Here is a 19233-nt window from a genome sequence, read left to right as displayed (position 1 = left end):
GAAAGACTCTAGACCGCGAGCGGCCGCGGCGGCTGACGCAATTGCTCCGGCGGCTTCATCGGCTCCGGCGGGATCATGCCGATCAGCGCCTTGCGATCGGCGACGGCGTTGTGGAATTGCTCGAGCGCAATGTTGAAGGCTGTCAGCGTGCCTTCCTCGATGGCGCCGTGCTCGTAGCAATTCAGCGTATGACGCAGAATATCGTCGGCCTCCGCCTGCATCGTATCGAGCTCTTCGAGGGACTCGCTCTTGCGCGCGGCGGCAATCATGTCGAGCAGACGATCGCGCTCCGACACATTCACGTTGCGCTCATCCTTCTTCAGATAGCTCGCGAACCAGGCGCCGATCGAGCCCATCGCCGAGAGCCCCATCAGGCTCCACCAGATGTAGTCGCTGTAGCGATCGAGGAAGGTCTTTTCTTCGCCATCCACATAGGCGGCCGCGCCGGGATGCACGGGAATAACTGCATCCTTGTCGGTATCAGGCGTCTCGATCTTCGCCGCCAGCGGGAAGTCGTTGATGATCTGCTGACGGATCGCAAACAGCTGCCGCGTGAAGGCGGCGATGGTCACATCCGACAGGCTCTGCCGTGCCACGATGTGATGCGAGAAGCTGATGGTCTTGACGTCATCGTCCGGCCGCGCCGGCGCGCCGCCGAATGCGCCGGCAGGAATTTCCGATGATTCATACATCGGGAAATTCTGCGCGATGGCTTCTGCGGAATCGATCCCGAGGAAAGTCGGCGTGCCATCGCGGCTCGAAGCCTGGATCGCATCATTGGTGATCTTGCTGTTCACCGGACCTGCCGCGATGAACGCATCGACCTTCTGGTCCTTCACGGCCTCAGCCACTTCGGTGGTCGAGAACTGCACGATGGTAACCTTGGCGGGATCGACGCCGTATTGCCGCAGGATAATGTTGAGCAGGTTGACGTTGGCCTGCGTCTTGCCGATCACACCGACGCGGCGGCCGGCGAGCTGCGAGAATTTGGTGATCTTCGGGCCGGACTTCTTGCCCTTGGCGGCCGGCGGCACCCAGATCACGGCGACGTTCTTGCGCAGCGTGGCGACCGCGCGCGCATTCTTCGGCACTTCCAGATCGCCGCGGATGATCGCGAGATCGGCCTTGCCATCAGCAAGCGCCTTGGCGCTGGCCGTGGCGCCTTCGGTGAGGATCGGCCGCAAACGAACCGTATAGTGATCGCGCGAGAACGACTGCACCAGCGCCTGCACGACCTTCACGTCGTCGCTGTTCGGCGGACCGACGGCGATCCGCAGCGGCACCGGCTTCATGGCGAAGTAGTAAGCGCCTGCCACGGCTGCGACGATCGCCAACGTCCCGGCCAGCGTGATCAGCGTCATCTTGCGCCGGATCGACCGCGGTGACGGCGGCCCTATCGGCCCGATAACATCGGGACCGTCTGCCATGGATCTGGAAAACAATCGCTTCAAATTCATCTGCGCCAAATGGGTTCGAGCGACAATGTAGCAAAGTTTCGGGTCGACGCGCCGTTCCACCGGCAGCATGGTTACCGACGGGCTTGGTTACTTTCCTGCATGCGCGGCATTTGCTGCCTTATTGTGGCATGGATCCCAACTGTGTCACCGGGCGTTAGAGTAAAGTTCAAGTGAAGCAGGAGGTTGGCATGGTGGAACGACTCTCGGCCGAGGCCCGCAAGGCGGCGCTCAAGGAGCTCTCGGGCTGGAGCGAGGTTTCCGGGCGCGATGCCATCGCCCGGACCTTTACGTTCAAGGATTTCAACGAGGCCTTCGGTTTCATGGCGCGGGTCGCTCTGGTCGCCGAGAAGAGCGACCACCATCCGGAATGGCGCAATGTTTACAAGACAGTGGAGGTAGTACTGTCCACCCACGACGCCGATGGCGTCACCAAGCGCGACGTCGATCTGGCCAGGGCCATGAATACCATCGCCGGGCAACTCGGCCACTCCTGAGCGTTGCTGAATGTTGCGACGCCGGAGCCGGATCACCATTTACCGGAAAGGCTGCAAACTGCAGCCGTGAGGACATTGCCGATGGCAACCGACCACAGCGTGGGCTTCGAGCCAGCCGATGAACTGGCCAAAGACCGCGAAAGCGTACGCAAGCAGTTCTGGCACAAGCTCAAGCGACTGGCGGTCAAGCTGCCTTTCGCCGAAGACTTGCTGGCGGCTTACTACTGCGCCTTCGACCGGCAGACACCGCGCCATGTCCAGGCGGCGCTGCTCGGCGCCATCGCGTATTTCGTGCTGCCATTCGATTTCGTGCCGGACATGCTGCCCGTTCTGGGATTCACTGATGATGCCGCGGTGCTGGCCACCGCCTTGCGCATGGTGGCGAGCCACATCAACGAAGACCATCGCGCGGCTGCCAGAGCGGCGATCGCACGTGGATTGGCGAAGGGTGAAACGGACGCGTAATCCGCGTCCGCCTCATTCAGTTTATGGATGAAGGATCACTTTGCCCATGGCCTGACGGCCTGCCAGTACCTTCAACGCATCGGCTGTCTTGGCCAACGGGAAAGTCCTGTCGACATGGGATGAGATCTTCCCTTCGGCGGCCCACTTCACCAGCTTTTCCAGATTGGCGCGGTTCTTCGCGGGATTCTGCCGTACCCAGGCGCCCCAGAACACGCCGCGGATGTCGCAGCCTTTCAGCAGCGCGAGATTAAGCGGCATCTTCGGAATGTCGCCGGCGGCGAAGCCGATCACCAGGAAGCGGCCTTCCCAAGCGATAGCGCGCAGCGAGGCTTCGGCATATTTGCCGCCCACCGGATCGAAGATGATGTCGACACCCTTGCCGTCCGTCAGCTTCTTCAGACCTTCCTTCAGATCTTCGGTCGCGTAGTTCAGCCCAATATCCGCGCCGTGCTTCTTGGCGAATTCCAGCTTCTCGTCCGACGATGCGCAGGCGATGACCTTGAGACCCAAGAGCTTGCCGAGTTCGCAGGCCGCGAGCCCAGTGCCGCCCGCGGCGCCGAGCACGGCCAGCGTCTCGCCGGGCTTCGGGCTGGCGCGGTCTTCCAGCGCATGCAGCGCCGTGCCGTAAGTGATGATCACGCCGGCGGCGCGATCGAAATCGAGATTGTCGGGAATCTTCACGGCGGATGCCGCAGGCACCGCGATCTTTTCACGGGCGCCATTGTGGCCCACAGATGCAACCACACGGTCACCAACCTTGAAGCCGGTCACGCCGCTGCCGATGCTCTCGATCACACCAGCGACTTCCGCAGCCGGCGAGAACGGGAACGGCGGCTTGATCTGGTATTTGCCCTGGATCATCAGAATGTCGAAGAAATTCAGCGCCGCCGCCTTGATGGCGATAACGACCTGACCGTCACCGGCAACGGGATCATCGATATCGGCGAGAACGAGATCATCGGGTTCGCAGAATTGCGAGCAGAGAATGGCTTTCATCTGATCATCTGACCTTCGGCTTGAGACAGTTGAAGGGAGTCATGCCGGATTTGACGGCGCGCTACAATCTGATTCGAGAAAAGGTAATTCCGCCACGCGGCCAACCGAGGAACCGTCCCATGTTCGAAACAACGCTGCTCGCCAACAGGCGCATTCTGGTCACCGGCGGCGGTTCCGGCCTCGGTGCGTCCATGAGTCGCCGCTTTGCGGAGCTGGGTGCCGAGCTCATCATCTGCGGTCGCCGACTTGAACAGCTCGAACAAACTGCAGCACAACTGCGTACCGACTTCAGCGCCAAGGTCAGCACCTTCACCTGCGACATTCGTGACGCAGCGGCGGTCGAGGCGATGATGGAGACAATCTGGCGCGACGGGCCACTCGACGTCCTCGTCAACAATGCCGCGGCCACCTTCATCGCACAGAGCGAGCACCTCTCTGCCCGCGCCGCCGATGCGATCCTCGCACCGACGCTGCACGGCGCCATGTATTGCACCCTTGAAGCCGGACGGCGCTGGATCGCAGGACACCACAAGGGCGTCGTGCTGAGCATCCTCTCGACATCCACGATCACCGGGCGCGCCTTCACGGTGCCATCGGCGATGGCCAAATCTGGAATCCTTGCAATGACGAAGTCGCTCGCGGTGGAGTGGGGACCCAGAGGCATCCGCACCGTCGCGATCGCGCCCGGCCCGTTCCCCACCACGGGTGCGACCGGGCAGCTGCGGCCCGAGGGACGCGACAGCGGCCCTGCGGCGCAGAACCCGCTCGGCCGCGTCGGCGAACACAGCGAGCTCGCAAATCTCGCAAGCTTCCTGATTTCCGATCAGGCCGGCTATATCAATGGCGAGATGGTGGTGCAGGATGGGGGCGCACACCTGCGCGCATCTGGCGCAGAGGATCTGCTGCAGTGGAGCGATGCGCAGTGGGCAGCGCAGCGTGCGGCGCGTGCAAAAAACTGAGCAGAAAACTGAGGATGACTCCTGCGCCGTCAGCGCGCAGCAAGGCAAGGACTGCTATCCTTGCGGGAGTCGCGTCTGCCTTTTCAAGAAAGCGATTTGCGGATATGGCAGACATCGTGACGTCAGCGATTCCAGATCGTCTTGGTAAAGCCGTCTTGTTGCGAGCCATCTTCCAGTCACAATGATAGAGGATCGAGACTTGATGTCCGTGCGGCGATTCCTGACAGTTGTGTCGATGAGTATAGCGATGGTCGGTATCTCCGATCTTGCGCAGGCGCAGAGCGCTGCATCGAAGGGCAAGGCCGCCGCACCGAAGGCAGCGCCCACACCGGCAAAGCCAGCAGCCGCGGCGCCTGCTGCAGCGGGTGGCGCCGAGCCCACGCTGGTCGGACAGTTCGGCTCGTGGGGCGCCTACACCGCGACACCGAACGGCAAGAAAGTCTGCTTTGCGCTGGCCAAGCCGGCGTCGTCAAAGACCAATCCGGCGAACCGCCCGCGCGATCCCGCTTACGCCTTCGTCTCGACCCGCCCGGCCGAGAAGGTGACCAACGAAGTCTCGATCATGATCGGCTATCAGTTGAAGCCGGGCTCCGAGTCCACGCTGGAAGTCGGCGGCGCGCGCTATGCGATGTATACGCAGGGCGACGGGCTCTGGATCAAGAATGCCGCCGAAGAAGAGCGCATGGTGGAAGCCCTGCGCAAGGCGGCCGACGTGACCGTGAAGGGCGTCTCCGCCAAGGGCACCGAGACCACCGACACGTTTTCGCTGAAGGGCTTGGCCCAGGCGCTGGACCGGCTGGCGCAGGATTGCCGGCGGTAATTGCCGCCAAACACCGGCTAAATCCTTGTCGCCGTTAATATTGCCGCATTTCGCGCCTTTTCATTCGGGCGCGAAAAGCTTATTTGAGATCGGCCTGTTTAAGGCCAGATTTCCCGCGACATCATAGATCGAACGCCATGACCCCCGTTTCAGCCGAGGCAAGTGCTTCCGTATCAAGCTCCGCCATCGACGCTTCCCGCGCATTGCCCGCGGGCGAGATGCCGCTGGAGAAGATCGCCACCGAGACCTATGTGCCGCTGGCCAAGCCGTCCCTCATCGGCCTGTCGCGCACGGAAATCGCGGAAAAGCTCGGTTCCATCGGCGTGGCGCCGGCCCAGCGCAAGATGCGGACGCAGCAGATCTGGCACTGGATGTATGTCCGGGGCGTCCAGACCTTCGCCGAAATGTCCAGTATTTCCAAAGGCATGCGCGAAGACCTCGAGAAGCATTTCACGGTGGCACGGCCCGAGATCGTGGTCGAGCAGATCTCCAATGACGGCACCCGGAAATGGCTGCTGCGGCTGCCTTCAGGTACCGCCGGCGAGAAGGCCCATGAGGTCGAGTGCGTCTATATCCCCGAAACCGACCGCGGCACGCTCTGCGTCTCCTCCCAGGTCGGCTGCACCCTGAACTGCTCGTTCTGCCACACCGGTACCCAGCGACTGGTCCGCAACCTGACGGCCGGCGAAATCGTCGGCCAGATCATGGTTGCCCGCGACCGCCTCAACGACTGGGCCGACAGGGAAACGCCAGACGGCAACCGCCGCGTCACCAATATCGTGATGATGGGCATGGGCGAGCCGCTCTACAATTTCGATGCGGTGCGCGACGCGCTGCTGATCGTGTCGGACAATGAAGGCATCGGCATTTCGCGACGGCGTATCACTTTGTCGACCTCCGGCGTGGTGCCGAACATCAAGCGCACCGGCGACGAGATCGGCGTCATGCTGGCGATCTCGCTGCATGCAGTACGCGATGAGCTGCGCAACGAGCTGGTGCCGCTCAACAAAAAATATCCCCTCGAACAGCTGATGCAGGCCTGCCGCGATTATCCCGGCGCGTCCAACGCACGGCGCATCACTTTCGAATATGTGATGCTGAAAGGCGTCAACGACTCGCTCGAGGACGCCAAGCTGCTGGTCAAGATGCTCAAGGGCATCCATGCCAAGATCAATCTGATCCCGTTCAATCCGTGGCCCGGCACGCGCTACGAATGTTCCGACTGGGACCAGATCGAGAAGTTCTCCGAATATATCTTCAATGCCGGCTATTCCTCGCCGGTGCGCACGCCGCGCGGCCGCGACATTCTCGCTGCCTGCGGCCAGTTGAAGTCGGAGACCGAGAAACTGTCGGCGCGTGAGCGTCAGGCTTTGCGCGCGATGGCGATGACGGACTGACGATGGCGCTGATCGGCCGCCTGTTCGTTATCTTTCTCGGCTTCTGCGCAGCCTGTCTCATTGGCGGCGCCATCGTGGTGTTCTCGATCCTGTTTCCGGAACTCAGCGCGCTCGATACCGGCGTCATCGACCCGAACACGATCAACATCCTGCTCGGCTTCGGCTTTATCTTCATCAGCGGCTTTGCGCTGATCCCGGCGATGCTCGTCGTCCTCATCACCGAGGCTTTCTATATTCGCAGCGTCATCGTCTATGCACTCGGCGGCGCGGCAGTCGGTCTCGCCTGTTATCTCGGCCTGATCCCCTATGACCCTGCCACGATGAGTTTCGACGGCATTGTACGTCGGCATCTCGAAGTCATGACCGGCGCGGGTATCGTTGCCGGACTGATCTACTGGGTGATCGCGGGCCGCAATGCCGGCGCCTGGCGGCAGCCACGGCGCGCACCACCGCAGCCCGATGTCGCGGCCGGCCCCTAGTGCACTGCCTTTCCTTCAACTCCTGCCTCGGTTAAACCGCCCGCCATGAACCGGACCGGACTCCTCGTCGCGCTTGGGCTGTTTGCCGCCATTGCCATTATGTTCGGAGTCTGGCCCGACCTCGACCTCAAGCTCGCGGCACTGTTTTACGATCCCGAGACCAGACGCTTCCCCACGACGTCGCTGCCCTATGCGCAATTCGCCCGCGATGCGGCGATGTGGATCGCATGGGCCTTTGTCGCGCCCTCGATCCTCGCGCTGATCGTGAAGCTGATCTGGCCCAACCGGCCGCTGCTCGTGAAGGGCCGCACCATGGCCTTCCTGATCCTCACCATGCTGATGTCGGCCGGAGTCCTGACCAATTTCACCTTCAAGACCTTCTGGAGCCGGCCGCGGCCGGTGATGGTGACGGAATTCAACGGGCCCTGGGAGTTCAAGGCGTGGTGGGATCCAACCGGCCAATGCGGGCGCAACTGCTCGTTCTTCTCGGGCGAGGGCGCCACGGCGTTCTGGACCTATGCTCCGGCCGCGCTCGCGCCGCCCTCGGTGCGGCCCTACGCCTATGTGGCAGCGACGGTCTTCGGAATCGCCACCTCGGGCTGGCGGATGGCTTTCGGCGGCCATTTCTTTACCGACGTGACCATCGCCGGCCTCGTGTCGTTCCTGGTTATCTGGTTGATTCACGGATGGATTTACCGCTGGCCCTCGACCCGGATGACGGATGAGGACGTCGATCGCTGGCTGACCAGGATCGCCTGGCCCGGCTATCGCTGGCGGCTGCGCATGATCGGGCGGCAGCCAAAGCCGTCTTTCGTCAACCGGATCACCGAGCAGCACCACGATTGAGCGGCCTCAAGCGGATGCCGCGTTGACGTGCTTTGCCCGGCCGGGCTATCGCTGGCCGCAGAAACTGCCCCGATTGGACGTTCCATGACCACGATCTTGAAGAGCCTGCCCAAGGGCAAAAACGTCGGCATCGCTTTCTCCGGCGGCCTCGACACGTCAGCGGCGCTGCTCTGGATGAAGCAGAAGGGCGCCAAGGTCTTCGCCTACACCGCCAATCTCGGTCAGCCCGACGAAGCTGACTACGACGAGATTCCACGCAAGGCGATGGAGTTCGGCGCCGAGAAGGCGCGCCTCGTCGATTGCCGCGCGCAACTCGTTCACGAAGGCATTGCCGCGATTCAATCCGGCGCGTTCCATGTCTCGACCGGCGGCATCGCCTATTTCAACACCACGCCGCTCGGGCGCGCCGTCACCGGCACGATGCTGGTCTCGGCCATGAAGGAAGACGGCGTCAATATCTGGGGCGACGGCTCGACCTATAAGGGCAACGATATCGAGCGGTTCTACCGCTACGGACTGCTGACCAATCCGGACCTGAAGATCTACAAGCCCTGGCTCGACGATCAGTTCATCGACGAACTGGGCGGCCGCGCCGAAATGTCGGCCTTCATGACCGCCCACGGCTTCGCTTACAAGATGAGCGCCGAGAAGGCGTATTCGACGGACAGCAATCTGCTCGGCGCCACGCATGAGGCCAAGGATCTCGAACAGCTCGACAGCGGCATCAAGATCGTCAACCCGATCATGGGCGTGCCGTTCTGGCGCGACGACTGCGCCGTCAAGGCTGAGAAGGTCGTGGTGCGGTTTGTGGATGGCCAGCCCGTTGCGCTGAACGGCCAGACCTTCACCGATCCTGTCGCGCTGTTCCTCGAGGCCAATGTCATCGGCGGCCGCCATGGCCTCGGCATGAGTGACCAGATCGAGAACCGGATCATCGAGGCCAAGAGCCGCGGCATCTATGAAGCGCCGGGCATGGCGCTGCTGCACATCGCCTATGAGCGTCTTGTCACCGGCATCCACAACGAAGATACCATCGAGCAGTATCGCATCAGCGGCATGCGGCTCGGGCGGCTGCTTTATCAGGGACGCTGGTTCGATTCCCAGGCCTTGATGCTGCGCGAGACGGCGCAGCGCTGGGTCGCGCGTGCGATCACCGGCGAGGTGACGCTCGAACTGCGCCGCGGCAATGACTACTCGATCCTGAACACCGAGAGCCCCAACCTGACCTACGCGCCGGAGCGGCTGAGCATGGAGAAGGTCGAGGATGCGCCGTTTACGCCAGCCGACCGGATTGGCCAGCTCACCATGCGCAACCTCGACATCACCGATACTCGCGCCAAGCTGGATCTCTATGCGAAGACGGGCCTGCTGAGCGCTGGCGAAGGCTCAAACATTCCGAAGCTCGACAACGACAAGAGCTGAGGGCGCGGCGGAGACGCTCGAACTATAAGATCAAACGGCCGGATGTCGTCGTCACGTCATCCGGCCGTTATATTGGAAGGACATCGCCTCACGCAGGCTCTCGCTCGGGACGTCCACCATGAGAAACACGTCGTTGCTGGCCGCGTTTGCGGCTTTTTTCATGAGCGCGCCAATCTGCGCGCAGACGATCTATCCGCTCGACCGCGCTGATATCCTCGCGGGCGCGAAATTCGACTTCAAGGTCGAGTTTCCCGAACTCGTTCAGGCCGCCGACATCAAGGTGACGATCAACGGCGCCGATCAGACCGCAGCGTTCGGCAAATCCCCGGACTACATCGCGAAGGAAGACGGCAAGGATCAGTCCGCCTTGCTGCTGCGCGACGTGACGCTCGACAAAGCCGGGACTTACAAGATCGAAGTCAGCGACGGCGTGCGCAGCCGCGCGGTGACGTGGAACGTCTACGATACCGGTCCGCGCAAGGCGAAGAATGTGATCCTGTTTATCGGCGACGGTATGTCGCTGGCGCACCGCGTCGGCGCCAGAATTCTTTCGAAGGGCATCACCGAAGGCAAGAGCCGCGGCAAGCTCGCGATGGACGACATGCCACATATGGCGATGGTGGCAACGGCGGGCTCCGATTCCATCATCACCGATTCCGCCAATTCGGCCAGCGCCTATGCCACCGGCCACAAGACCGCAACCAATGCGATGGGCGTCTATGCGGATCGCACCGCGAATGTGTTCGACGATCCGCAGGTCGAAACCATCACCAGCCTCGCGAAGCGCAAGCTCGATCTGGCGATCGGCATTGTCACCAATACCGAGGTCGAGGACGCGACGCCCGCCGCGATGATCGCGCATACCCGCCGCCGCGCGGCCTATGACGAGATCGTCGCGCAGTTCCTTGCGGCCAAACCGGACGTATTGATGGGCGGCGGCGCAGCGAATTTCCTGCCGCAGGCGGCCGCGACATCGAAGCGCAAGGATGACGTCGACTATGTCGCACGCTTCCGTGATGCCGGTTATTCGGTGGCGACCACGGCGCCCGAACTGAACGGCCTCGCCAAGAAGCCGGAGACGCGCAAGCTGCTTGGACTTTTCACGCCCGGCAATATGGACGGCGTGCTGGACCGCAAGTTTCTCGGCGGCGGCGGCGTGAAGAAATATCCGCAACAGCCTGATTTGACCGAGCAGGTGCATGGCGCGCTCAAGATCCTGTCGCGCAACGACAACGGCTTCTTCCTGATGGTCGAGTCGGGCCTGATCGACAAATACGCCCATCTGCTCGACATGGACCGCGCCGTCTATGACGTCATCATGCTCGACAATGCCGTGAAGCTGGCGCGCGACTGGGCGGCCAAGCGCGGCGACGACACGCTCATCCTCGTCGTCTCCGACCACAGCCATCCCAACAGCCTCGTCGGCACCGTCAATGACGACATGAGCAAGGAGTCAAACCTGCCCCTGCGCGAACGGCTTGGCGTCTATGAGAAGGCCGGCTTCCCGAACTACCCCGCGCCGGATGCCGAAGGCTATCCATCGCGCATCGATGTCAGCCGGCGGCTCGCTATCATGTCGGCCAGCCTGCCCGACCACTATGAGACGCTGCGGCCGAAGCTCGACAACCCCAACGATCCGACCGAGAAGGGCGACGAGCCCGGTACCTTCAAGGCCAACGAGAAATACAAGAATGCGCCCGGCAGCATGCTGCGGCTCGGCAACCTGCCGGCAATGATGGGCGCCAGCGTGCATTCCGGCGAGGACGTGATCCTCACCGCCACCGGTCCCGGCAGCGACCGCGTGAAGGGCGCGATGGATAATACGGAAGTGTTTCGCGTGATGGCGGATGCGTTGGGATTGGGTGTGAAGAAGTAACGGAGCTCCGCTTATCCCTCCCCCTAGCGTGGCGTAGCCACGCTAGGGGGAGGGTGGCACGACTGCGAGCGTTCAGCGAGCATCGTGACGGGTGGGGTGTTGCCACACACTCCGTCCTTCCGTGGGAGAGACCCCACCCCGGCCTATCGGCCGACCCTCCCAACTACGCGCAGCTACGCTGCGCTTGAGGGATGGAAGCCATTGGCAGCAGCGTACTATCAAAACAAAAATGGCCGGGATCACTCCCGGCCATTTTCTTTCATATCAAACCGCTCAGCGACGCGGCGGCGCGGTGCCTGGAGGCGGTGGCGGCAGCGAGGCCTGACCGCCGTTCAACAGCGGCGTGATGTTGCGAATCGTGACGCGGCGGTTCTGGCGCTCCGGACCGTCGGTCTGGATCTTCAGATACTGCTCGCCATAACCCTGCGACGTCAGGTTTTCTGCCGGCACCTGGAATTGCTGGGTGAGCAATTCTGCCGCGGACTGCGCACGGCGATCCGACAGCGACAGATTGTCGACGTCCGATCCGACCGCATCGGTGTGACCCTCGATGAGGAACACCGCTCGTGGGTTGCGCGAGATCGCCCGGTTGAGACCATCTGCGATCACCTGCAGCTTCGAGGCCTGATCCGGCGGGATATCCCACGAGCCTAGCTCAAAGTTGATCGAGTCCAGATCGATCGACGGCATGCGCTGGCGCACCATCGGGCTGTAGCGGATTTCATCGAGCGTATAGCGGCGCTCGATGCGATCCACCGGAGGCGCGATCAGCGTGTCGTAGACCAGATCGGGCGAGGCCTGATCGTAGTCGACGATGTAACGGTTCTGCGGAATCCGGATCATCGGCGGCGGCAAATCGACATAGAAGCCGAGTCCACCCGGACCGCCGGGGCCACGCGGACCGCGGAACGAGTTATCGATGATGATGATCTCGCGTCCCTCACGATCCCTGCGGATACGTCGCAGCAGCTGGCCGTCGCGGCCGACCACCGTGATGATCTGCGAGCCGTCGGGACGGATCACGATGGTCCGATCCTCACCGCCGACCCGATCCGTACGGATGTCACGCGCGCCGTAGCGGAAGCGATCGACTTCGTTGTGGCGGATGAACGATTGACCGCTCGGATCCTGCACGATGATGCGTCCAGGCTCGGTGATGATCGTGCGGCCGCCTTCCTGGCGCTCGCTGCGCTGGCCGCGGAAATCGCCCATGTTGCGCGGCCCTTGGGGGGCAGCGCCCGGTGCGATCGGCGTCAGCGCTACTGCTGGCGGCGGCGCCTGAGGGATCGGTGCCGTCACGGTCGGGGCGGGCGGCTGCACGACCTTGATGTTGCCGCCACCGGGCGCGACCACGAGAGGTGCAGCAGTGCTCGTGGGAGGCGCAGCGGCGGGTGCCGTAGCGTTCGGCGCGACACCGGGCGCAGCAGCGTTGGGCGGCGTGCCGGGTGCACCGGGCGCGCCTGCGCCCGGACCACCAGGAGGACCACGGCGGCCATCCGAACCTCGTCCGTCAGGACCACGGCCATCAGGGCCACCGGGGCGACCAGACGGAGGCGCACCCGCAGCAGGCGGTGTGCCCGGCGCAGCCGGAGCTGCCGACGGCGCCGGTGCTGCAGGAGGCGTTGCCGCAGGGGGAGTCGCAGCCGCTGGCGGCGTCGCCGGTGTTGGAGCCGGTGTCGGCGCAGCAGCAGGTGCCGGACGCGCGGCAGGCGGTGTCGCCGGCGCCGCGGCTGGTGGCGTTGCAGGCGTGGGACGTGCGCCGGCCGGCGGCGTTGCACCGGGTTCACGGCGCTCAGGACGTCCTTCGCCGGGCTCGCGACGTTCGGGACGCGCAGCGGGCGGCGTTGGCGCTGACGGAGCTACAGGCGCAGCGGTGGGCGCTGGAGGTGCGGCGCGCGGGGCCGGAGGCGCGACGGGAGCCGGCGGCGGAGCTGGGCGCGGCGGCGGAGCGGCCGCAGGTGGTGGGGGTGGCGGCGGTACCGGGCGCGGAGGTGCAGCCGCAGGCGGCGGCGCAGCAGGAGGTGCCGGAGGCGCGGGACGCGCAGCAGGGGGAGCCGGTGGCGGCGGCGGCGGCGCAGGGCGTGCGGCCGGCGGCGCAGCGGCGGGAGGCGCAGCAGCTGGCGGAGCCTTGGGTGGTGCCTTCGGGGGAGCCTTGGGCTCACCTTCAGGCGCAGCAGGTGCGGCCTGCGCGAGCACGATCGGCGCATCGACACTCGACGCATAAGCAGCGGTCGCTGCGATATGCGCAACGCCGAGCGTCGTCGTGGCCAGTAATACGAGACGAAGTTTTGTCATGATAGACCTTGGGCCCCCGGATAAGGATCTTCAACAAACTGATTTTTGTCGGCCGAACAAATCGGCATATTGATCAACTGATATGCATTGGGCCGGAATGTGGCGACAGGCAAATGCAAATTCGTTTTTATTTTCGACACGACAATGGCCCAAACGCGCTTTGTTCATTGCGCGTTCAGGCCATCGATCTGTAGTTCGCTACATCACTGCAGGCGGCTGCTGACCCGGATTGATATCAGGATTTGGCACCGGCATCTCATCAGGCACATCTCCAGGTAACTCTTCGGGTCGCGACGGCTCACCGGGATCGCGCACCGGCGGCGGTACCTCGGGCCGCGGATTGCCCGGCGGGCTCTCCTGCGGCGGTTCGGAGGGTTGACCGGGCTTGATCGGCGGATCCTCGACGGGATTGATGCCGGGTGAATCGTCTTTAGGCATCTAGATTGCGACCTTACGGTTGGTGCCGATGTCCGGACGCGTACCAGTCACAGCCGCAGCGGCCATCTTGACATAGCTGATCACAGTGCCCGGCGAGTCCCAGAACTCGGCATCGTCAGGCGTGAACTTCAGCACACGAATATTCGGATCTTCCGCGCTGTCCCACCACGCCTTTGCGGAGGTGGTGAACAACTCCTTGATCTTGGCGCGATCGTTCGAGACGGCAGCAGTACCGCTCACCGAGACATACTTCTGATCGCCCGCATCCGCGAAAGAGAGATTCACGTTCGGATTGCGCTTGATCTCATCATCCTTGTGTCTGCGCGCATCGCTGAGGAAGTAGACCGCATCCGCATCGCGATCCACATAGGCGGCCATCGGGCGCGCTCGCAGCTTGTCGCCATCATGCGTCACCAGCATGGCGAAACCGATCTTCTTCATCAATTCCCAGGCGCGTTCGATATCACGGGTATTGTCATTGGCCATCATCTGTCTCCCTTGGGGCTGAACTAACAACGGCGCGATCGATGCGATGTTCCGCGACAACGGGCCGGATGAAGGCGGGTTTGACAGCGGAACAGGAACCGCCCATCAAGACGCAGTTTGGCCATACTATTTGACCTGGGGGATTTCGATGCCGTTCGCCTATTGGAGCATTCTGATTGCTGCACTGCTGCCGCTGATCATTATTGGTTATGCCAAAGCGGGATCGCGCGATAACAGCGCACCGCGCGACAGCGCCGAGAACCTCTCAGGTGCCAAACGCCGCGCCTATGCTGCGCACCAGAATGCCTTCGAGAGCTTCCCGTTCTACGCAGTCTCGGTCGTTGCAGCGTTGAATTTTGGCGCATCGGCGACGACCGTAAGCGTGCTGGCCGCTCTCTATCTTGCGTTTCGGATTGCGCACGCGCTGCTGTACATCGCGGATAAATCGTCGCTGCGCTCAGCCGCCTATGCCGGCGGCCTCTTCGCCAATATCGCGATCTTCCTGTCGCCGGCGCTGAAGATCAACTTCTTCTAAGTTGAAACACGCAGCAAGCGCCTCATAGCGCCTGGTGTCACGCCGCGCTCCTGGCCGGCTTGCGCTGGCGCAGGAAGCGGCCGAGCAGACGGCGCTTACCCTTGCGCGGGATGAGATCGATGTCGCTGACCAGCTTGGCGCCGCCCTTGCGGCGCTCCAGTACGATCTTGCGGCTGTGGAAGGCTTCAAGCTCGACGCGATGCGCGACAGATACCACCGTGGCGTTGGGCAGCTCCTTGGTGAGCAGCTCCATCATCTTGTCCTGGCTCTTCGCGTCCAGCGCCGAGGTCGCTTCGTCCAGCACAATGATATCAGGGCGGTGCAAAAACAGCCGTGCGAAAGCGAGACGCTGCTTCTCGCCGCCGGACAGCGTCTGGTCCCACGGCGCATCCTCCTCGATCTTCTCCTTGAGATGACCGAGCCCGACCTTGTCGAGAGCGTCGCCGATCTGCTCGACGGTCCAGTCCTCCGACGCCGCGGGATAGGCGGCTGCGCGGCGCAAGGTGCCTGACGGCACATAGGGCTTCTGCGGCAGCATGAAGAGCCGCCGGTCCGGATGGAAATTGACGCTGCCGCCACCCCATGGCCACAGGCCCGCAATGGCGCGCACCAGCGTGCTTTTGCCGGTGCCGGACTCGCCCGCGACAAGCAGACGTTCACCAGACTCGATCTTCACTTCGGCATCGCCGACGACGGCAGTGCCGTCGTCGAGCGTCACGGAGAGATCATGCAGGCTCAGCATCGTCTCATCCGTCGTTTCGCCACGCTTGATACGGCCGATACCGTCACCGAGCTCGGCGCGTTCGAGGCCGTCCAGCGACATCATCAGCGAGGCGATGCGGCGCGCGCAGGCGTTCCAGTCAGCAAGGCGCGGATAGTTGTCGACCAGCCAGCCGAATGCGCTTTGCACGATGGTGAAGGCCGACGCCGCCTGCATCACCTGACCGAGCGACATGCTGCCGTCGAGAAACTTCGGCGCGCACAGCAACAGCGGTACGACGGGCGCGATCAGGCTCGAGCCCTGCGACACCAACGTGGTACGCATATGCTGTCCGGCGAGACGCGCCCATTGCCTGAGGACGTTGCCGAAGGTCTTGTCGATCCCGTCGCGCTCTTCTTCCTCGCCGCCGAGCAGCGCGATGCTCTCGCCGTTCTCGCGCACGCGAGTGAGCGCATAACGATACTCGGCCTCGGCCTGGTTTTTGTCCTCGGAAATCTGCACGAAGCGGCGGCCGATCACCATGATCGAGCCGGACGCAATGGCCGCATAGATGATCGCGGCAATGACGAGGAAGCCGGGAATGGTGATGAGACTGCCGCCTACAGTCAGCGTCAGCGCACCACCGATCGTCCACAGCACGACGATGAAAGTGGTGGCGGAGAGAAATGCCGCGATGACGCCGGAGACGAAGTCGACAGGCGAGTCGGTCGCGATGCGCAGATCCTCGGCGATCCGATATTCGGGATTCTGGTGATCGCCGCCGACGAGATTGAGCTGATAATAGCGGCCGCTGGTGAGCCAGCGCGACACCACAGAATTGGTCAGCCATGCGCGCCAGCGACGCTGGATGCCCATGCGGCCATAGACCTGCGCGACGCCAAGGAGCACGCTGCCGATGGCGAGCGGAAAGAACACGCCGGTGAGATGAAACACGCTGGCCGCATCGCGTTTCTCGATGGCGTCGAAGATCGCGCGGTTCCAGACATTGATGCCGTATTGAAACGCCACATTGGCGACGATGAGCAGCAGCAGCCCGACCGAGAACACCCAGGCTAGTCTGTCGCCCGACTTGCCCCAGAAGCCACGCGCGCTGATCCAGAATCGCGTCAGCAGATAGTCCTTGCGTGCCTGCTCGGCCTCTTCCGGCGTCAGGTCCGGATCGGGCTCCACGACTTCAGGCGGCGGCGGCTCGATATGCTTGCCGTCCTCGCCAACGACCCCGACAATCGGCCCCTTCAGATCGGACGCGTCGGATGCAGGCTTGGCTTCGTTAACTGAATGTTTGCTCATGGCGCGATAACGCCAAGGAAATCAAAAGGTTCCTTGGAGTTCCCAGCGGCTCAGACAGTCTCGCGCTGAGCCTTGCGCCAAGTGCCGGCCTTGGTGAGCACCCGCGACAATTGCTCGATCGAATAGGGCTTATGCAGCAGCTCGAACCCGAAGGTACCGTTCTGCGCCAGCACATGACTGTAGCCGGAGGTCAGCACCACCGGCAGATCCGGATAGAGTTTTCGAATCTCCTGCGCCAGTTCGATGCCGGTCATTCCAGGCATCACGACATCGGAGAACACGACGTCATAGTGCGTGGCATGACGGGCGAGTTCGACGAGCGCTTCCTGAGCGTTCGGCCGCAACACCGTGGTGTAGCCAAGCTCGCTCAGCGCATCGGTCGCAAAAGTCCCGACGTCGCGATTGTCTTCCACCACCAGCACCGACATGCCATGGCCATCGACGACGGGCGCTTCGCTCGCCGACAGCGCCGGCGCGATGCTGTCGCCGGAGACGCGCGGCAGATAAAGCGTGAAAGTGCTGCCCTTGCCGACTTCGCTGGCGACCACGACCTCACCGCCGGATTGTTTGGCAAAGCCGAACACCTGCGAAAGTCCGAGGCCTGTGCCCTGCCCGACTTCCTTGGTCGTATAGAATGGCTCGAAGATGTGCTCGAACTGATCGGCAGGAATACCGCTGCCGGTGTCGGATACTGAGATCGCCACATAGCCGTCAGACCTCAGGGCAAGCGCAACGGGGACTTGCTCTGCCGCGCTGACGGCGATCGTCAGCCGCCCCTCGCCCGCCATGGCATCGCGCGCGTTAACCGCAATGTTGATCAACGCGGTTTCGAACTGGCCGATATCGGCATCCACAAACAACGCCTCATCGGGCACATGGGTCATAATTTCGATGGGCGCCCCCGTCAGCGTGCCGATAATCTCGCTCACCGAACGCACGCATTGGCCGACGTCGAATACTTCAGGCTTCAGCGTCTGGCGCCGCGCAAAGGCCAGCAATTGCGCTGTCAGCTTGGCGGCGCGATTCACTGTTTCGGAGATCGCTGCAATGTAGCGGGCACGACGATCCGGCGAGAGATCGGGCCGTTGCAGCAAGTCGACTGACGAGCGGATCACGGTCAGCAAATTGTTGAAGTCATGGGCGACGCCGCCAGTCAACTGGCCGAGTGCTTCGAGTCGCTGGCCATGTTTCAGCGCTTCTTCGGCCTCACGCCGTTTCATCGCTTCGAAATTGAGCCGGCGGGTGCGACGGATCGCGAATGCCAGCAACAGGAACAGCAATGCCGTCGCAGGAACGCCGAAGATCAGATGATAGCTGATGGTGCGCAGCCAGCGCGCACGGATCGCTGACGTCTCAAGACCTGCCGCGACATAGACCGGATAGCCGGCGAGCTGCTGATAGCCGATACGGCGCTCGACATTGTCGCCGGGCGAGACAAGCGTGACCAGTCCTCCAGCAGGATGGGCCGACAGGGTGCGGCCCACGGGCCCCTTGGGATCGAGACGCACCTCACGATCGAGCTGCGGATAACGTGCCAGTATCGAACCATCGGTGAGACCAAGCGCAAAGAAGCTCCCGGCATCGTGGCCGATGCGCGCATAGAAACGATCGAAATATTCCGGAAAGACAGAGGCCTGCACCACGCCGGTGAAGCTGCCATCGGCCGAGACCCGCCTGCGGCTCACACCAAAGAACGGCGCCCCCTGATAGGGCGGCCGCGGCAACAATGATTGACCGATGAACGTGCCGGCATCACCTGCGATATGGACCCTGTAATAATCGCGATCAGAGAAATCGAGATCCGGCAGCGTCAGATCCAGACTGTTGACCAGCGCGCGGCCTTTATTGTCGAACACCCAGACCGACTTCAACTGCGGCAGCGCATCGGTGAGTTGCTTTAGCCGGCCCGCCATCCGGTCCGATTGCGCACGCAGCTCGTCGTCGGATTTACCGCGTAAGATCTCGTTCATTTCGGACAGGCTGCGGTCGATCGTCTCAAACACCTTTAAAGCGTGTTCGTGCGCCACATCGAGCGCGCGCTCGATCTCGCGGTCGGCGATCTCGCGGGTCGACACCCACGACGTCGCCGCCGCGAACAGAAACAGTGCAAGCGGAAGGGCCAGCGATGCAGCCATCATCCATTGCAGCGTTCTCAACGAATTTTGGTGTTCGGTCTTCACAGCACCTGCCCGACTCCCTGCAGTCTAGCGCAAGGGCGGTGTCTCACCAACCGCTCCGCGGGCGGGAACCCGCCGTG

Annotated in this window: 17 protein-coding genes; 10 read left to right on the top strand and 7 right to left on the bottom strand. The window is 62.9% G+C overall.

Annotated features, from left to right (window positions below):
- Positions 1-8: 8 nt before the first annotated feature.
- Entirely contained in the window at positions 9-1427 is a 1419-nt protein-coding gene (locus AB8B02_RS25930) for a TAXI family TRAP transporter solute-binding subunit (protein ID WP_439065527.1), read from the bottom strand.
- Positions 1428-1627: 200 nt separating this feature from the next.
- Between AB8B02_RS25930 and AB8B02_RS25925 the strand changes: the two genes are divergently transcribed.
- Together AB8B02_RS25925 and AB8B02_RS25920 are read left to right on the top strand one after the other, a co-directional pair.
- A complete protein-coding gene (locus tag AB8B02_RS25925) occupies positions 1628-1951 on the top strand; it encodes a 4a-hydroxytetrahydrobiopterin dehydratase (RefSeq protein ID WP_256461208.1) in 324 nt (107 codons plus the stop codon).
- A gap of 81 nt (positions 1952-2032) precedes the next feature.
- On the top strand, positions 2033-2416 hold the full coding sequence (locus AB8B02_RS25920; protein WP_120287796.1) for a YkvA family protein: 384 nt from the start codon (positions 2033-2035) through the stop codon (positions 2414-2416).
- A 21-nt stretch (positions 2417-2437) separates the two neighbouring features.
- On the opposite strand, the gene AB8B02_RS25915 is transcribed toward AB8B02_RS25920, so the two are convergent.
- Positions 2438-3412 (bottom strand): NADPH:quinone oxidoreductase family protein, encoded by a 975-nt coding sequence (locus AB8B02_RS25915; RefSeq protein ID WP_439065526.1) that lies wholly within the window; start codon positions 3410-3412, stop codon positions 2438-2440.
- A gap of 119 nt (positions 3413-3531) precedes the next feature.
- Between AB8B02_RS25915 and AB8B02_RS25910 the strand changes: the two genes are divergently transcribed.
- From AB8B02_RS25910 to AB8B02_RS25880, 7 genes are all read left to right on the top strand, one after another.
- Positions 3532-4371: an SDR family oxidoreductase gene (locus tag AB8B02_RS25910; RefSeq protein WP_439065525.1), complete on the top strand. Its 840-nt coding sequence runs from the start codon at positions 3532-3534 to the stop codon at positions 4369-4371.
- Positions 4372-4573: 202 nt separating this feature from the next.
- The gene (locus AB8B02_RS25905) at positions 4574-5191 is read left to right on the top strand and encodes an invasion associated locus B family protein (RefSeq protein WP_176454685.1); all 618 of its coding nucleotides are present in this window, start codon (positions 4574-4576) and stop codon (positions 5189-5191) included.
- A 218-nt stretch (positions 5192-5409) separates the two neighbouring features.
- Complete coding sequence (gene rlmN, locus AB8B02_RS25900; protein ID WP_439065943.1) at positions 5410-6588, top strand: 23S rRNA (adenine(2503)-C(2))-methyltransferase RlmN; 1179 nt, start codon at positions 5410-5412, stop codon at positions 6586-6588.
- Between the two features lie 2 nt (positions 6589-6590).
- Positions 6591-7067, top strand: a complete 477-nt coding sequence (locus AB8B02_RS25895; protein WP_439065524.1) for a hypothetical protein — start codon at positions 6591-6593, stop codon at positions 7065-7067.
- Between the two features lie 45 nt (positions 7068-7112).
- Entirely contained in the window at positions 7113-7913 is an 801-nt protein-coding gene (locus AB8B02_RS25890; RefSeq protein ID WP_439065523.1) for a phosphatase PAP2 family protein, read from the top strand.
- An 84-nt stretch (positions 7914-7997) separates the two neighbouring features.
- On the top strand, positions 7998-9335 hold the full coding sequence (argG, locus tag AB8B02_RS25885; protein WP_439065522.1) for an argininosuccinate synthase: 1338 nt from the start codon (positions 7998-8000) through the stop codon (positions 9333-9335).
- Between the two features lie 118 nt (positions 9336-9453).
- Positions 9454-11211, top strand: coding sequence for an alkaline phosphatase (locus AB8B02_RS25880; protein ID WP_439065521.1), 1758 nt, complete (start codon positions 9454-9456; stop codon positions 11209-11211).
- A gap of 273 nt (positions 11212-11484) precedes the next feature.
- Here AB8B02_RS25880 and AB8B02_RS25875 read toward each other — a convergent pair whose 3' ends face one another.
- The 3 genes from AB8B02_RS25875 to AB8B02_RS25865 form a co-directional block, all read right to left on the bottom strand.
- A complete protein-coding gene (locus AB8B02_RS25875) occupies positions 11485-13506 on the bottom strand; it encodes an OmpA family protein (RefSeq protein WP_439065520.1) in 2022 nt (673 codons plus the stop codon).
- A 198-nt stretch (positions 13507-13704) separates the two neighbouring features.
- A complete protein-coding gene (locus AB8B02_RS25870) occupies positions 13705-13944 on the bottom strand; it encodes a hypothetical protein (RefSeq protein WP_439065519.1) in 240 nt (79 codons plus the stop codon).
- Complete coding sequence (locus AB8B02_RS25865) at positions 13945-14430, bottom strand: pyridoxamine 5'-phosphate oxidase family protein (protein WP_439065518.1); 486 nt, start codon at positions 14428-14430, stop codon at positions 13945-13947. It lies immediately after the preceding gene.
- A gap of 148 nt (positions 14431-14578) precedes the next feature.
- On the opposite strand from AB8B02_RS25865, the gene AB8B02_RS25860 reads away from it, so the two are divergent.
- Entirely contained in the window at positions 14579-14965 is a 387-nt protein-coding gene (locus tag AB8B02_RS25860) for an MAPEG family protein (protein ID WP_089266507.1), read from the top strand.
- Positions 14966-15002: 37 nt separating this feature from the next.
- Here the strand turns inward: AB8B02_RS25860 and AB8B02_RS25855 are convergent, their stop codons facing one another.
- Positions 15003-16976 carry an ABC transporter ATP-binding protein/permease gene (locus AB8B02_RS25855; protein WP_439065517.1) on the bottom strand — a complete coding sequence of 658 codons (1974 nt, stop codon included), beginning with the start codon at positions 16974-16976 and terminating at the stop codon, positions 15003-15005.
- A gap of 50 nt (positions 16977-17026) precedes the next feature.
- The gene (locus AB8B02_RS25850) at positions 17027-19156 is read right to left on the bottom strand and encodes an ATP-binding protein (RefSeq protein WP_439065516.1); all 2130 of its coding nucleotides are present in this window, start codon (positions 19154-19156) and stop codon (positions 17027-17029) included.
- Positions 19157-19233: the final 77 nt, after the last annotated feature.

Source organism: Tardiphaga sp. 862_B3_N4_1 (genome assembly GCF_051811085.1).
Lineage (GTDB): Bacteria > Pseudomonadota > Alphaproteobacteria > Rhizobiales > Xanthobacteraceae > Tardiphaga > Tardiphaga robiniae.
Note: the sequence above shows the minus strand (reverse complement) of the source record. Positions and strands in the feature narration are given on the sequence as shown.

Excerpts from the sequence above, each read along its gene's own strand:
- AB8B02_RS25930 (WP_439065527.1), bottom strand. The coding sequence starts at position 1,427 with ATGGCAGACGGTCCCGATGTTATCGGGCCGATAGGGCCGCCGTCACCG.
- AB8B02_RS25920 (WP_120287796.1), top strand. The coding sequence starts at position 2,033 with ATGGCAACCGACCACAGCGTGGGCTTCGAGCCAGCCGATGAACTGGCC.
- AB8B02_RS25915 (WP_439065526.1), bottom strand. The coding sequence starts at position 3,412 with ATGAAAGCCATTCTCTGCTCGCAATTCTGCGAACCCGATGATCTCGTT.
- AB8B02_RS25910 (WP_439065525.1), top strand. The coding sequence starts at position 3,532 with ATGTTCGAAACAACGCTGCTCGCCAACAGGCGCATTCTGGTCACCGGC.
- AB8B02_RS25905 (WP_176454685.1), top strand. The coding sequence starts at position 4,574 with ATGTCCGTGCGGCGATTCCTGACAGTTGTGTCGATGAGTATAGCGATG.
- rlmN (WP_439065943.1), top strand. The coding sequence starts at position 5,410 with ATGCCGCTGGAGAAGATCGCCACCGAGACCTATGTGCCGCTGGCCAAG.
- AB8B02_RS25895 (WP_439065524.1), top strand. The coding sequence starts at position 6,591 with ATGGCGCTGATCGGCCGCCTGTTCGTTATCTTTCTCGGCTTCTGCGCA.
- AB8B02_RS25890 (WP_439065523.1), top strand. The coding sequence starts at position 7,113 with ATGAACCGGACCGGACTCCTCGTCGCGCTTGGGCTGTTTGCCGCCATT.
- argG (WP_439065522.1), top strand. The coding sequence starts at position 7,998 with ATGACCACGATCTTGAAGAGCCTGCCCAAGGGCAAAAACGTCGGCATC.
- AB8B02_RS25880 (WP_439065521.1), top strand. The coding sequence starts at position 9,454 with ATGAGAAACACGTCGTTGCTGGCCGCGTTTGCGGCTTTTTTCATGAGC.
- AB8B02_RS25875 (WP_439065520.1), bottom strand. The coding sequence starts at position 13,506 with ATGACAAAACTTCGTCTCGTATTACTGGCCACGACGACGCTCGGCGTT.
- AB8B02_RS25870 (WP_439065519.1), bottom strand. The coding sequence starts at position 13,944 with ATGCCTAAAGACGATTCACCCGGCATCAATCCCGTCGAGGATCCGCCG.
- AB8B02_RS25865 (WP_439065518.1), bottom strand. The coding sequence starts at position 14,430 with ATGGCCAATGACAATACCCGTGATATCGAACGCGCCTGGGAATTGATG.
- AB8B02_RS25860 (WP_089266507.1), top strand. The coding sequence starts at position 14,579 with ATGCCGTTCGCCTATTGGAGCATTCTGATTGCTGCACTGCTGCCGCTG.
- AB8B02_RS25855 (WP_439065517.1), bottom strand. The coding sequence starts at position 16,976 with ATGAGCAAACATTCAGTTAACGAAGCCAAGCCTGCATCCGACGCGTCC.